Raw genomic sequence first — 14,439 nt, 5'->3', positions numbered from 1 at the left:
ATATTATCCGTCCAAGCTAAAACTTGTAGATGTTTTCGTGAAAAACAATCATTAATTATGGCTTCATGGTTTACCCATAGCTAGAAATTTTTCTGTAGCCTGCAAAGATAAGTTCTTTTATAAAAACAGGGAGCACACTTCATCAGAAAACGATTCGTTCCCTACGTGTTTAAGTGCTGAGTATCAAAATCCCAATATGACCAGGAAATAAGCTGATGCACTTCATAAATTTAGTCTTATTTCTTGCGTTCTCTAAATCATCTACCAATCTACAGCGCTAAAAAATGAACAACCAGTAAGAGGAATACACGATATCTTCAACCTCATAATTCCAATGTCTAACTTTTCTAAGACCATACTAATCAACTCGTTAGGAGTATTTCCCGGATGATAAAAGAATTTAGATTATAATACCGCAGTAACTTTAACATGTTTACTGCTTCTCCTATTCCTGACAACATTCTTTTATCCTTATAATAACTTTGGACAACCACCGCTTATTGCTGCCCTTGTTATCAACCAACAACGATGAATCAATGGTAAAGTTGCGCTTTCTTGAAAAAGTGCAGCTCCCAACTGTACCGCTTTTTGAAGAGATGCTGGAATAATTGCCAATGGAAGAAATGCTGGTTTAAGCAATCTAGGCAAAGCACTAGAATGCTCGTAAAATTTTGTATAATGATCCCGCGATAAAGCTACCATAGATTCAACAATGTGACACTTCTGTTTATCATCAACACAATTAGACTCTAAATCCTTCCTATCCACCCCCATAGCCTTTAGCATATCAGCAGGTAAATAATATTGATATCGTGATTGCATAAACGATAAAAGACGTAACACACCACTTAGTCCTTGAGCAATTCCTCCATATTCACAGACATTTGTAAAGTCTTGTGCCGCATCAGGATCCAATATATGGCAAGAAAGCTGTAAAATTATACTCGCTGTCTCGCCACAATAGAACTCGAGATCATGAAGAGTCGCTATCGGATTGTGATAAAGATTTGAAATCTGTGCATCACAGTAACGTAAAAAAGCTATCTTAGGTAAATTAAAAAGAGTCATTGCTGTAAACAAATCACTTAAAATCGGATTATTTTTACTATTTTGCATCTCACCATTAGCAATAGAATCATACCACCAACGTAATCGCATCTCACCAATAAGCGGGTCGTGTACACTTTCGCGAATACGAGCAACCTCTACATTAAAAGCGTAAAGCGCAGCCAATGCTCTGCGCTTTTTTTTAGGCGCAAATAGAACCGATATATAGCGATCACGATCCATAGCACGTAAAATATTAAGACAATAAGGAAGAGAATCTATCATTCTATGACACCTATTTAACTTCCTTTTTTAACAATTAACATTCTATTTTTATTCATATTTAAAATGATGAATGAGCGAACAAAGATAATGGAATAAAATTTTCAAACCTCTATAATGTATTACGAATTAAAACCTCTTTTCTAGGCATTTTTTCACCTGTGCCCAAAACCTAAATTTTTACTTCTCAAAAGTTGACTTAGAACTATAAGGTAGCCACTTTAAAACGCAAATTAATAAATAGAGAAGAGATCACGAAAACTCTTGCTTGCACCCATATTCCTACTGAAGTGGAAAAACAGACAATGATCGCCTTGGAGTGACGATTTAGTTGCATGCTGAACCGCGTTAATAGCTGCCTCATCTGGAGTTGTAAAGATTCCATTAAATGAAACATGGATTTTACCATCAGAACCTACTTGTAAATGTTCCTTTTCCTCAGCCGTTAAATAATGATATTGAAAAAACAACCCCGCACATTCATGCTAAAGCAAAAAGGATGCGAGGAGGTTTGTTCATCACCACATCAAAACTTAAGGCCGGCATTCCGTTGCGTTTTTATATTTTTTACAATAAGAGCTATTCAAGCGCTTCTTGACACTGCGTCTAGGAATCACAGCCCCAGGACGACAAATCGGGAGATTATCCTCTTTATGATTTATACACCAGCTTCCTTGATCTATCGCGGAAACCATCTTGGATCATGCAAGCCTCAATGGATGCCATGTCATTGTAACTGAGTTTTTTCTTTTCTGAATGAAGAGGAAGAAGGGTTGGCCTTCCACATTCTAACGAGGTTTTGCCTACCTCATCCCAATCTGCACCAGGCTTCTTCCATAGAGATATTTCTCCTGGAGGAAGCTTGTTAATATTTTGAATACCGCATCCTGCTATAGTTAATAGAACGAGCACACGCAATAATTTTGAAACTGTTTTCATTTTTTCCTCCTTGAATGATTTGAATAAATTGGTACACGATGAGATGGTCCATAAGCTCGTTGACATTTTTTTCCCGCATGCCCAAGGCAAGCATGGATACTGGGATAGCTTCCCATTATTTTCCATGCCTCTTTCCACCTATTACTGCCAGGAAGCACCTGGTCAAAAGTCGCTTGATTGCCCCCAATCAATCTACCAACAAAGTCATATTTATGGTTTTCCAAACCAACATGATTTTGCTTGCCATCACTCAGTTTTTCTAACGTATTTGCCATAGATTGAGCATTAAAAGCTGGGGCAAAAAAATTGATCTCTGTTTTGTCTGCTATGCCGTAAAAACCCTGTTTGTCTAAGGATTGTAGGGCATTCCCAACGGTCATGCTGCCACAGCTATGCGCACCAATATGCAACCCATCATTGCCATAACGCTGGACAAGAGCCTGGGCCTCTTGTGTTGAATTGGTCAGTCCACCCAAATTCCCCTCCAGAAACTTCTGATATCCCGCAACCATAAGCTCAGATATGGCTGTGTCAGCTTAGGGGAACACAACAAAATAGAGCGGCTCATTCTTATTGTCAGCATGCTGAACTGCATAACCAGCTGCCTCATCTGGTGATGTAAAGATCCCATTAAACGAAACATGGATGTTGCCATCAGAGGCTGCTTGTAAATGTTCCTTTTCCTCAGCCGTTAAATAATGGTATTGAGGTATTGGTTTTCCATGACTGTCTTTTATAGGATTTTCATTTTCATCTGTTGCATAAAGCACCTCACCATTTTTGTCATGCTCCACCACAGCGATGGGGTGCTCTTTGATAAACATGGTTTTAAAGGCTTCATCGCTGTATTTAAAACCTTCGTTCAGCAATTGCGTTGCCATCTCATGGTTCTCACGCGCTATACGCTCTAGCTTGGCTACGTCTATTGGCGATACACCCTGGTGAGCTTCGACTGTGTTATGGTTAAGGGAGGTTAGGGTTTGTTCTGCGCTCCTTGCCCCGTCAACTCCTGCCCAGCTTCATCGCTCAGGATGATCGTGCCAGGGCTGATCGCAGATTTGGTTTCCCCTTCCTCCGAGCCATGCGCTTGCCCATGATCTAAAACATCTTTGATGACGTTTTTCACAACGCCGTATTCCCCTTGTTGCAAGGCACCACCCGCAGCTATGCTCAAGCCATAATTACTGGCTTTGGCTTCAGCACTATTGTTTATATCACTGGTAACGATGGTTGCTGTTGTCAGGCTGTTGTTGTCCGCTGAGGCTGTGCTGTCAATGATGCCTCCGGTCAGTGTTGTATTTCCCTGTAACAGTTATCTCAAAATCTTCCTCACCCGCTTTGATCCCGGATTGCTCCACAACGCTCTCATAATGGCTAGAAGATTGGTCCTTTGCTATAGATATTTTCAGCTGCAATGCCCCCTTCCACGCTTTCAAGATTAACACCACCTTGGGTACCAAGGACAATAAAACCTGCAGCTTCAGTGGCTGCCATATCAACACCACCAGCTAAAAAATGCGCCTGTATATCCCCACCAGCGTGCGCCTCTAGCTTTCCCGCAGCTAAAACAGTACCATCAATCGTAAGCTTGCCCCCTGTTGAAAACGCTAAATCAGAACCCACTCCCAGTTGGGAAACTTTTATGGCATGAAGCGAAGACAACTCTATATCACCACCCGTCGTTGCTGAACCTGTAATAGATAAAAGCCCACTTTGTGCATCTACCATCAAATGACCATCAGCACCCACTATTTCTAATGTGACACCCTCAGAAGCAACAATATCAATATCCTTATTTGATGTGATGCGCTTAGCCAACACGCTCTTGCTTTTCGATTTGATATCAACACCTTTATGCCCAAAAACATTCTTCAATGAAATTTTCCCATCAGAAGAAAGCTGCAACTGCCCAGAATTCGCTGCCATATCATGACGCATTCGGACTCCAACTCCCTTTTCTGTCGCAATCAGCTTGATGCGATCCGCCTGTAAAGCACCAAATGCAGAACCATCTATCGCATATTCCGGTGTGCCGGAAATCTCGGTGAGTTCTTTCATTGCACGAGAAGCGTAATCAAAAGTACCCGCACCAACGGTCACACCAATCTCCCTACCTGCGACAGGCCATTCAAAATAAACCGTCTGGGAAACAATATCCAGGATATCAACAGAACCATTACCAGAAAAAAATTCCCCCCGTTACGACCAAACGTGATATCCCCTCCTCTCACAACAAAACCTTTAAGAAAACCAGAACCATCAATTTCAGGAACTCCTGTGGTTAATGTCGCATGAGGGGTGTTAATAAAACCACAGCCATCACAGGTTTATCCCATTGGGATTGGCAATAATAACATCTGCTTGGCGTCCAAAAACTTCTGCAGGACCGTTAAGAGCACTCCTTTTGCCGCTTGTCACTTCATTTAAAATAACTTTAGCAGAACCAGAAAAATGCAAATGCGGATTGCTACCCATAATGCCTCCCAATTCCGATTGTCCAACCTCACCCGCATAATTGTTTAGAATAATGCCGGAACTTCCAATATTAAAATCGTAATATTGATTGTGGGATAAACCGCTGCTGTTGGGTGTGACGATATCAATCGCGGGAATACCATTGGGTGCAGAAACAATATCAGGGCGATGAGTTGCAATGGCTCCAGGAGCAAAAGAAATTTGTGCTTGTAACTTTGGAGACTGTAACAAAAAAGTAAAACCAATCCCGCTTAACAAAACTTTTTTGAGCATAGTACTGGACACTAAAACTCCAAACCAATCAGTTCTTTTTTCTCTCTTATCATATGTCATACCTTAACTCCCCATAGATATGCTTAAAAATCCATTGTTAATGTCATAAAAAATGTTCCCAACTTTTGGTGCTTAACTGTGCTCCACAGAATATTCGAATAGCGCGCATCAAGAGAGACAATACCCCCAGAAAGCTTTACCCCTGCTGTCCAACCCACAAGCTGTTCACTCGAAAAATCATATAAAGGTTGCGAAAAAACACGACCATAATCCAAACCAATATAAGGGCGAAATTCACCCAAAAACCTTTTGAGAGTAGCATTGTTTCTCCACGGAATGGTTCGTAGCAACAAGTCATTACAGATAAAAAAACCATTATTACCAAAAATCAAACTATCGCGCGTCCCACGGACATTTGAAGCTCCTCCTAACGAAATCTGCTCCGCGCCCAATAAATTATGAGGCGAATATTGCCCACTCAAAAGATTACTCAATACGAAGTTCCATCCTCCTAGCTTAAGGGGTGTCATTGCACTGATCGTGCCAGTAAATTTTGCAAATTGAGGCTCCGCATCCCCCGCTCCTGGATCATGTTTTTTGACAGAATAAAACAAATGAAGCCCTTGCAAATAACTTGCATCAAATGTCCACGTTCCACCAAGCATCTGGCGAGAATACGAAATCCCAAAATTTGCAACCGTATATTGGCGACTACCAACCTCAATCTTATTTCCAAGAAGGTAATTGTTGGTTCTTTTGTAAAAAAGACCAAAATTCAGTGTTGTGAGAGAAAGACTATCACGGTGAAGGACATAACTGGTGCTGCCGTGTAATTCACTGGAATCACCTGTTGTTTCAATATCTGTTAAGTTGCCCTTTATAATGCTTTAATAATTATAGACATAGCCGCTAAGGTAAAATGTCCAATAACCGTAGGGAATACTAACACTCGCAGAAATGTTATTGCTATGCCCCTCCTGCTTGCTACCGCCCCAATAATCTGGCTCACTGCGTTGATAGCCAAAATCCCACGAATCATTGATCCCTAAAATATTTTCCAGTTTTAAACCCGCATTATAACGCGCATAACCCGTTGAAGATTGTCCTAAATTATCATGGAAAACAGTCACCCTTAAAGCTTTATCAGGCTGATTGTTAATATTCAAAATTGTGCTACCATCTTCACTGCCTGGCAGAAGTTCGCTTTTAGCATGCGCTGAAACAAGCCTGTTTATCTGATCAAGCCCCTGTTCAATATCACGCATATTGAGAATGTGGCCTTCAAGACCCGGAAAAGCACTCCACACAATATTATTGTAAGGAGAAGCGGGATAACCATTATAGTAAATATCTGAAAGCCTCCCCTCAACAACAATAAACTTCAACTCCTTACTGTGTTTTATATCCTGCTCAGGAATATAAAAACGTGCCGTCACATAGCCTTCATCCAGATAAACCTTGGTTAATTGTTTGATTAAAACTTGTATATCAGAAAGGCTTATACATCTACCAATGTAAGGATCCGTAACTGTTGCAATCGTGCGCTTTTTTATATGATGCACTCCCTCAACAAGAATACGATTAATTGCGAAGCAAAATCCACCACTAAGAAGTATTCCCTCATTTCCTTCAGACGAAGTTTTAATTTTTCGGGGTGTTAAAGCTCGTAAGTCCTCAATCTTCTGTAATCTTTGCTTCTCAGAATGTTGACGAGAAATTTCATCTGTTGGTAACTGTGGATATAAAATAACTGACGACTGTGCATATACTGTGAAGATATTTAAAAAGCCAAACAATAGAATAATGGCAAAAAAAATTCTTAATAGACGACCTTGGTGTAATAATATAAAAAACACAGAAAACTTCCCCCGCATTTAAATTCATTAAACGTTGCTGAAAAACCGCTTCATGAACTTTTTATAGTGATAGAATGCCCATTCTAATATGGTAATTGTATAGTGTGTGTGTTGGTCATAAACCAAGATGTAGAATATGTGGAATGCAAGAGTTATTAAACTAAAAAGATGCGCTTGCCTAATTCCAAAGATTCCTACCTAAATCTAAACTGAAAAAACTTATTGAAGTTTCATTTACATGGCTATTTAAACAATATTCTAACAACGCCAATTAGCATAGCCTCCTTAAAGTACAAAAAGATAGAAAGAACCCATCCTTACGAAGATGCACGATTCTATAAGGAGCATTCCATCTCAAAGCAATCGAAAAAAGAAATGTCATAGATGCTATTAAACGTCATAAAGAAACGCCAGCAGTGGCTAGAAACTTTCTGAAAATACTTAATGGACCTTTAAAATGGACAAGTGAACAGGGACCTTTGGAAAATAATTCAGTCTTAGGAATAAAAAAACCATTTCTCAAAAGCAAAAAACGGAACTCCTATTTGGACAGAGGAAGACATTGAGAAATATTATCACAATAGCATAACGGTACGCATGAACGTGTTTAAGTTGACATATTTCTGTATAGAATCTTATGATGAGGTGATCCCATACAAATTTGAAAGATGAAAAAAATGATATCATTCATCTAAAGATAGCGAAAAGTAAACTCCCAATAGATATCTTACTTTCTACTTTATCTGAACTGGTAGAAATCATTAAAGTTGGTCTTATCGGACTTTAAACATTTATTTGTGATAAAAAACGGCAAAAAGCTAACCAAAGAAAATTTGGCCTCCTATTTTACAATACTTGCACCCAAGAAAATATAAAAAATCAGTACAGAGAATAAGAAATTTAGCAGAAACACTTACAGCAAACTCAGACGTGAAAGTATCACAACTTAAAATACTTTTTAACTGTACAGATGACAGTACACTATCTCTTTATATAAAAATTCCTTAATCATAAAAGATTTGTTTTTTAATCGATAAAAAATTTCATAGAAATCAATAATCATAAGATTCCTTCATATTAGACTAAGGCATTTATTTTATTAAATAGCCTATCATTCTACCGCAAATAATAATGCAGCAACTGCACGATCTTCAGCCAATAAAACATTAAATGTACGCACTGCTGCTCCCGTACTCATTGTATCTGATGAAATACGCTTTTCTGATAAAAGCACCCGTAACTCTTCAGGCAATCGCAATAATTCAATTCCAGTACCTATTAATAAAACTTCAATTTTAGATGATTCTTCTAAAACACGAGATATATCTCCTCGAGTGGGAATAGGATCTGCCATATCAATACCATAAATACCTGATGGCACACAAATAATAGAACCTCTATGTGACATATCAGCAAAACGAAATCCACCATTTCCATAAGCATCAATAGGTACGCGTCCTGGAAAATGCGCTTCACGGATTTGAATTGCATGAGACATAAGTAAATATCCTTTATTTTAAAAAAACCGATTGCATTTTTCTTTCCCCCCTAAAAAACAGTAAAGGATTTATAATAAATATTGATATATTGTTCATAACACGTATAACGTTGATGCAAATTTTTTATACAGAATACTACCCTAGCAATACAAGAAATATACGAAAAATTCGCAATAAACCGTAGCGAAATGCTACGTTCGTTTAAACAGATCCATCTCTAAAAGAAAAATTTACTTCAGCCTATTTGCTCAAAAACAAAAAACTTCTCTCATACAAAAAAATAACCTTATTCAAAGGATAGGAAACTTCGCAGAGATATTCCACAAATGAAGTAACTATTTTTTAATAGTCGCAGGGAACAAACAAATTATTATGTCCTTTTATCAACTATAAAATTATCCATCCAATGAAATCGTCTTTTATACAAAAGCTACCAATTTTTATAAAAATACGTTATAAAAAATGTACTAAACTGCAATTATATTTTAAGATTCTTGTTCCTTTGATATAGCTTTTTTCTCTTTAGATACACCCATATTTTCCTTCATTGCAATTTTAGATTTAGATTTTCGTGGAGCTTTTGTTTTAGCATTAAGCTTTGATTTTTTTTCCGTAATCGGCTCTCCTTTAACACGAACATCAGCTAATGTTGAACGGATAATGCGAATATGCATACCATCACCAATTTCAACTTCTAATTCACCACTGTCATCGTACACTTTCATAACCTTGCCGATAATACCACCGCCCGTTATAACTGTATCACCACGACGCACAGCATTAAGCATTTCTTGCCGCTTTTTCATTTGCGCACGCTGCGGGCGAATCATAAAAAAATACATAATTGCAAAAATCAAAATGAATGGGGCGAAACTAAGAAGTGAGGTTCCATTGGAAACACCGTCTGCAACTTGAGCGTAAGCGTTAGTAATAAACATTTTTATCTCCTATATTAAACTTCAGGTATTTCCCACTCTACAAAATAAACTCTTGGTTCAAAAAAAGCTTTTCTAGAGGATCTATCATATAAATCGATAACTATACAATGTAATTACAACTTTATAGAAAGGCAATAAATCCTTAAAAAGCAGAAGACAATGAGAAAAAACTTAAAAAAACAAATTTATTTTTCTATATAACATAAGCATTCTCACTAACCAGAAAAATAAATGATACAAAACAATCTTTTCCCCTTTTAATGAGCTCACCTAGTCACTCTCCTAAGACGTATAATTTTGTGCTGAGATACTATTGATTCAAACAAATTGATTATTTTTTTAAAATCCATATAAATCAAAGATTTTAAAAATACAGTTACCATGAGTTAGTTTTCCAAATATTTGATAGGATCAACAGGTAACAAATCCTTATACACCCCAAAATAGACACGTGGAGTTTTAATATTTCCTGAAACACCAGACTTAGCGATCTCATCACCCCGTTGTATCCTTTGTCCCTTGTTAACAACAAGCTTACTGTTAGATCCATAAACAGTAATAATATTGTTCTCATGTCGGATCATAACAACGTTGCCGAGCTCTTTTAACCCATCACTCGCATAGATAACGATACCATTTTCCGCAGCCTTTACCGATGAACCTTCAGGCACAGAAATGTCTATTCCTCGACTAACTGTTGTTCCTTTTTTTTGGCCAAACTGGCTTAGTAAACGCCCTCGCACTGGCCAACGCATCTTAGCAATTCCTGTGACTTGCGGAGTAACAATATTATCCGTATTCGCAACAGTATCTGATAAATCGGTCTCATGTCTCAATTGCATCATCTGGTTAGAAGAATTCTTTTCAATACCTGATCTGTTCATCGTTGCAGAAGATGCGGTTGTTGCAGGATCTTTATAATGTGGAGTTCTCTTGTATCCTATGGAGGACGTAGGTTGAGACTGGAACGAAGATTTTGTCGTTGGTATCGCCCAATCATCATTGTGGGTATTCGAAGCTGCTTGTGTACGCCTGCTTGGGATCATAAGTACCTGACCAATATAAATGGAATTACTGCTTATACTATTTGCTAATTTTAATGCCTCAACACTGCTCCCTGTTTGCCGTGCAATGCTTAACAGTGTATCTCCACTCTGGACAATATAAGAGCTTCTCCGAAAAATAGGAGAATTATCCATTTGTGAACGGGAAAGTGTTCCAAGATTGCGTGGCGGTGCTCCCATAATTCGACGACCAGAAGAAGGTGCCCCACCTTGTCGTGGATAATTATACGAATTATACGGAGTATTGTTATAAGCCCACGAATCACCACTCGGCTCCACAGGTGGCAATTCAGTGCTTTGTATCATACCACCACCGTACGATAGCATTCGCGTATCTTCATGCACAATTGTAGATGCATTTGATCGAGTAGATCCCGTACGATTAGGAAAATGACTAGTGAAACGCTGCGTACCGGAACTACACCCCGAAAAAATCATTATCACTGCTAAAAAAGCTATTCCCTGAAAATTATGCCAAGAAATATTACCCAAAACTTTTAAACACATAGTTTTGCTCACTCATCAATACTCAACCCACTGTATTAAAGCTTTTTAATATTACCTAAGAGTTAAAATTAGATATTTTATTCATAAATATCTTTACAATAAGATCAAAATGAATTTTTTATAAAAAAGGTAAAATAGTTTTTGCAGTACTTTGAAATTTAAAAGCTAAAGTATTTCTGCGATGCCTTTAATAAAAGGTTGATAACGCACTTGAAACATTTCTAAGCACTCAAATCGACTGCCGATTTTTGTATAACGTGTCACCTTTTGTACCCCTTCATCAGGTCCTATAGCTTGAATGAGAATCCCATTTTCAGCTAAAAGTTCTAAAAACTCCTTTGGTTCATCAGAACGTGATGGCCAAATAAGGATACGATCAAATGATCCAAAATCTGAAACAATACGACTTCCATCAATCTGCTGTACAACAATATTGTCAATTCCCAAGGTTTGAAATTTTTGGCGCGCTAAATTAATAAGTGTTTTATAACGATCAACTGTTGTCACACGGTCACTCAGACATGCCATAAGCGCAGTAGAAAAACCAGATCCTGTACCAATTTCTAAGACGCGATGTTTTTTTTTTAACGATAACGCAGAAAGAATCAAGAGCTGCTCTTCCAAACGCTCAATATATTCACCACACTCAATTGGAATAACTTTATTATCATAAGCACTGTTGAGCCAAGGAGCAGAAACAAACTGTTGACGCGGAATTTTCTCAAATGCCGCAAAAAAGCGAACATCATCAATTCCTTTGCTGCGCATTTTCAGTACAAGGCTGGCCAATTCCTCACGAAATCGTAAAATATTCTTTTGCCCCATAGTGTCATTCGATCTCCAATGGAGTAGCTACTTTATTGTTGTACGTACAACTCATTTCCTTTAAGATGGAAAAACCCCGCATTTGAATGTCATCATCTGCCAGCAATAAACGCATATCGGTTCTCCTTTTGCAAAGTTAAGCAGTAATACAACGTACACCCTTCATATAGGGTTGTAAAACATCTGGAACAATAATTGATCCATCCGCTTGCTGATAATTCTCAAGAACAGCGATAAGACAACGTCCAATAGCCGTACCAGAACCATTCAGACTATGAACAAAGTGCAATGTTTTATCACCTTCTTTACGATATCGGGCATTCATGCGCCGCCCTTGAAAATCTCCACAGATTGAACAACTAGAAATTTCACGATAACATCCCTGGCCAGGAAGCCAAACTTCAATGTCATAAGTTTTACGTGCAGCAAATCCCATATCACCAGTAGAAAGAACCACCGTACGAAAAGGTAAACCAAGACGTTTCAGCACCTCCTCTGCACACTCTGTCATACGTTCCAGTTCCATTAAAGACTGCTCTTCAGTGGTAATTGATACCATTTCCACCTTCCAAAACTGGTGTTGACGCAACATACCACGTGTATCACGGCCTGCAGATCCCGCTTCCGAACGAAAGCAAGGATTCAAAGAAGAAAATCGCAGCGGTAAATCTGATATCTCAAGAATTTCATTGTTTACCAAATTAGTTAACGGCACTTCTGCTGTAGAAATAAGCCACCGACCATCTGTCGTCCGAAAAAGATCATCAGCAAACTTCGGCAACTGGGCTGCTCCATAAACAATCTCATCACGAACAAGAAGAGGTACAGAAACCTCTGTATAACCATGTTCATCAACGTGCACATCAAGCATAAATTGACCCAATGCGCGTTCAAGCCGTGCCAATGCCCCTGAAACCACTGTAAAGCGTGCCCCTGATAAACGACTTGCTCGCTCAAAGTCCATCTGTTTCAGATTTTGACCAAGATCAAAATGTTCCTTTGGTGTAAAATTAAATGTCGGGGGTGTGCCAAAATGTCGAATAACAACATTATCGCTTTCATCTTTACCTTTTGGAACATCATCCAATGGAATATTTGGGAGTCCTGAAAGAGCCTTCTCAAAACTTTCAGTCAACCGCTTTTCTTCTACTGTAGCAGAAGAAAGAAAGGTTTTAATCTCCTCAACTTCAGCTCTAAGACGCTCAACCATTTTCTGATCACACGCAGCTAAAGCCTGTCCTATTTCCTTTGAAATCGCATTGCGACGCTCCTGTGCCGATTGCACTTTAGCAACATGTGAACGCCGTTCAAAATCAAGTTTTATTAATCTCTTCGCTTGCGGCTCAATACCCCTATTTTCCAGCGCTTCATCTAATTTCTCAGGGTATTCACGAATCCATTTAATATCAAGCATCAAAATTCCTCATTTGTGTCGTTTCTATTCGTTTCCTATCACATAAGTAAACTTCTTTTAAGAGGATTTTTTTCTCTTTTCTATACAGTAAGAAATCAAAATTGAGATCTCATAAAGAGCCATAGTTGGTAAGGCTACTGCAAACATAGTAAAAAAATCTGATGGAGTTACTATCGCTGCAATTATAAAGGAGATGAGGATAGCCCACTTTCTTTTAGATACCAAACCACGAGAAGTTAAAAGTCCAACTTTCGTTAAAAGACCAGTCACAAGAGGCAATTGAAAAATCAAACCAAAAATCAGGATAAACGATGTCATAAAGCTCAAATAATCGGAGATACGAACTATAAACTCTATTTTTAAATGAACATCCGGAAGAAATTGCTGAGAAAGGCTAAACCAAAGCATTATCGGTGCCAACAGAGCGTAAACAAACGCCGCTCCAATACAAAATAAAATTGGTCCACCAATGAGAAATGGCAAGAAAGCCATACGCTCATTTTTATAAAGTCCTGGTGCGACAAAGCTATAAAACTGGAAAGTCGTGTAAGGAAAAGATAAAATAACTGCCCCAAAAGCAGCAAGTTTCATCTTCGTTAAAAAAGTTTCCCATACTTGTGTTGACTGCAGACGAATAGTCTCAGGATTACCACCTGATATTTTTATTGCCCATTGATAAGGCCATATCAAAAAATTTAATATACAATCTTTGACAAGAAAACATATAATAAAAGCTATTAAAAATCCAATTAGGGTAGCAATAATTCGCTGACGGAGTTCAATCAAATGCTCTAAAAGTGATGCCATATTGGCGTCAACTTCATCTTTCTTAACATTCATGACACATCTTCTTTATCTTTAGAAGTTACAGAAACGCTCCCAGAACTATGAGGACAAACGGATACAGTTAAATTTTCATTGGCTTTATTCTGATCACATTCCAAAATTTCTTTATCGTTTTCTGTTTTATAATGCGTTGTATTTACATCAAAATTATCGCGGATATCCCCTATTGCATCATGAATGGAATTAAAAGTCTCTGTTAACTCCTTGCGTGGACTAAAATCACTGATATCTGATAATGTCTTTTGCAAATCATCAAGCTCAACCTGCTTCATTGCATCATCAAACTGGTGACGAAATTCATTCGCTGTTGAACGCACATAGGCTATTGCCTTTGCTATTGTCTTTAGCATTTTAGGCAAATCTTTTGGTCCAACTACGACGATGAGAACAAGTAAGATTACGAGAAACTCTGGCCCATCAATCCCAAACATCACTTATACTCAACTTCCTCATTAAAAAAATAACGTACATCAC

At 38.2% G+C, this 14,439-nt stretch carries 11 protein-coding genes and 3 pseudogenes; all 14 read right to left on the bottom strand.

All coding sequences use genetic code 11. From position 1 onward, the window contains the following. Nucleotides 1–471: 471 nt before the first annotated feature. Entirely contained in the window at nt 472–1,332 is an 861-nt protein-coding gene (locus V3564_RS01970) for a phytoene/squalene synthase family protein (protein ID WP_455481170.1), read from the bottom strand. A gap of 530 nt (nt 1,333–1,862) precedes the next feature. Next, a pseudogene (locus V3564_RS01965) lies at nt 1,863–2,268 on the bottom strand (hypothetical protein). Further along, on the bottom strand, nt 2,265–2,744 hold the full coding sequence (locus V3564_RS01960; protein ID WP_455481169.1) for a hypothetical protein: 480 nt from the start codon (nt 2,742–2,744) through the stop codon (nt 2,265–2,267). Before V3564_RS01960 ends, V3564_RS01965 begins: the two are co-directional and overlap by 4 nt. Before the next feature lie 60 nt (nt 2,745–2,804). After that, on the bottom strand, nt 2,805–3,149 hold the full coding sequence (locus tag V3564_RS01955; protein ID WP_455481168.1) for a hypothetical protein: 345 nt from the start codon (nt 3,147–3,149) through the stop codon (nt 2,805–2,807). 92 nt (nt 3,150–3,241) lie between these two features. Further along, nucleotides 3,242–3,418: a hypothetical protein gene (locus tag V3564_RS01950; protein ID WP_455481167.1), complete on the bottom strand. Its 177-nt coding sequence runs from the start codon at nt 3,416–3,418 to the stop codon at nt 3,242–3,244. Between the two features lie 230 nt (nt 3,419–3,648). Then, nucleotides 3,649–5,076: pseudogene (locus V3564_RS01945) on the bottom strand (filamentous hemagglutinin N-terminal domain-containing protein); the annotation flags it as partial. Nucleotides 5,077–5,099: 23 nt separating this feature from the next. After that, nucleotides 5,100–6,890 (bottom strand): annotated as a pseudogene (locus tag V3564_RS01940) (ShlB/FhaC/HecB family hemolysin secretion/activation protein). Nucleotides 6,891–7,983: 1,093 nt separating this feature from the next. Continuing rightward, nucleotides 7,984–8,370 carry an Mth938-like domain-containing protein gene (locus tag V3564_RS01935; protein WP_455481166.1) on the bottom strand — a complete coding sequence of 129 codons (387 nt, stop codon included), beginning with the start codon at nt 8,368–8,370 and terminating at the stop codon, nt 7,984–7,986. Between the two features lie 486 nt (nt 8,371–8,856). After that, nucleotides 8,857–9,309 carry a preprotein translocase subunit YajC gene (yajC, locus tag V3564_RS01930; protein ID WP_455481165.1) on the bottom strand — a complete coding sequence of 151 codons (453 nt, stop codon included), beginning with the start codon at nt 9,307–9,309 and terminating at the stop codon, nt 8,857–8,859. A gap of 386 nt (nt 9,310–9,695) precedes the next feature. After that, nucleotides 9,696–10,880 (bottom strand): peptidoglycan DD-metalloendopeptidase family protein, encoded by a 1,185-nt coding sequence (locus tag V3564_RS01925; RefSeq protein ID WP_455481164.1) that lies wholly within the window; start codon nt 10,878–10,880, stop codon nt 9,696–9,698. A 165-nt stretch (nt 10,881–11,045) separates the two neighbouring features. Then, the gene (locus V3564_RS01920; RefSeq protein ID WP_455481163.1) at nt 11,046–11,705 is read right to left on the bottom strand and encodes a protein-L-isoaspartate(D-aspartate) O-methyltransferase; all 660 of its coding nucleotides are present in this window, start codon (nt 11,703–11,705) and stop codon (nt 11,046–11,048) included. 136 nt (nt 11,706–11,841) lie between these two features. Continuing rightward, entirely contained in the window at nt 11,842–13,119 is a 1,278-nt protein-coding gene (gene serS / locus V3564_RS01915) for a serine--tRNA ligase (protein ID WP_455481162.1), read from the bottom strand. Between the two features lie 57 nt (nt 13,120–13,176). After that, nucleotides 13,177–13,959, bottom strand: coding sequence for a twin-arginine translocase subunit TatC (tatC, locus tag V3564_RS01910; protein WP_455481161.1), 783 nt, complete (start codon nt 13,957–13,959; stop codon nt 13,177–13,179). Continuing rightward, nucleotides 13,956–14,396, bottom strand: a complete 441-nt coding sequence (gene tatB / locus V3564_RS01905) for a Sec-independent protein translocase protein TatB (protein WP_455481160.1) — start codon at nt 14,394–14,396, stop codon at nt 13,956–13,958. Before tatB ends, tatC begins: the two co-directional genes overlap by 4 nt. Between the last annotated feature and the right edge of the window lie 43 nt (nt 14,397–14,439).

This window comes from Bartonella sp. B12(2025) (assembly GCF_053795135.1).
The sequence above is the reverse complement of the archived record's forward strand: the minus strand, read 5'-3'. Positions and strand labels throughout refer to the sequence as shown.

Coding starts and splice junctions, on each gene's coding strand:
- yajC (WP_455481165.1), bottom strand. CDS start 9,309: ATGTTTATTACTAACGCTTACGCTCAAGTTGCAGACGGTGTTTCCAAT.
- tatB (WP_455481160.1), bottom strand. CDS start 14,396: ATGTTTGGGATTGATGGGCCAGAGTTTCTCGTAATCTTACTTGTTCTC.
- V3564_RS01925 (WP_455481164.1), bottom strand. CDS start 10,880: ATGTGTTTAAAAGTTTTGGGTAATATTTCTTGGCATAATTTTCAGGGA.
- V3564_RS01955 (WP_455481168.1), bottom strand. CDS start 3,149: ATGGCAACGCAATTGCTGAACGAAGGTTTTAAATACAGCGATGAAGCC.
- serS (WP_455481162.1), bottom strand. CDS start 13,119: ATGCTTGATATTAAATGGATTCGTGAATACCCTGAGAAATTAGATGAA.
- V3564_RS01970 (WP_455481170.1), bottom strand. CDS start 1,332: ATGATAGATTCTCTTCCTTATTGTCTTAATATTTTACGTGCTATGGAT.
- tatC (WP_455481161.1), bottom strand. CDS start 13,959: ATGAATGTTAAGAAAGATGAAGTTGACGCCAATATGGCATCACTTTTA.
- V3564_RS01920 (WP_455481163.1), bottom strand. CDS start 11,705: ATGGGGCAAAAGAATATTTTACGATTTCGTGAGGAATTGGCCAGCCTT.
- V3564_RS01935 (WP_455481166.1), bottom strand. CDS start 8,370: ATGTCTCATGCAATTCAAATCCGTGAAGCGCATTTTCCAGGACGCGTA.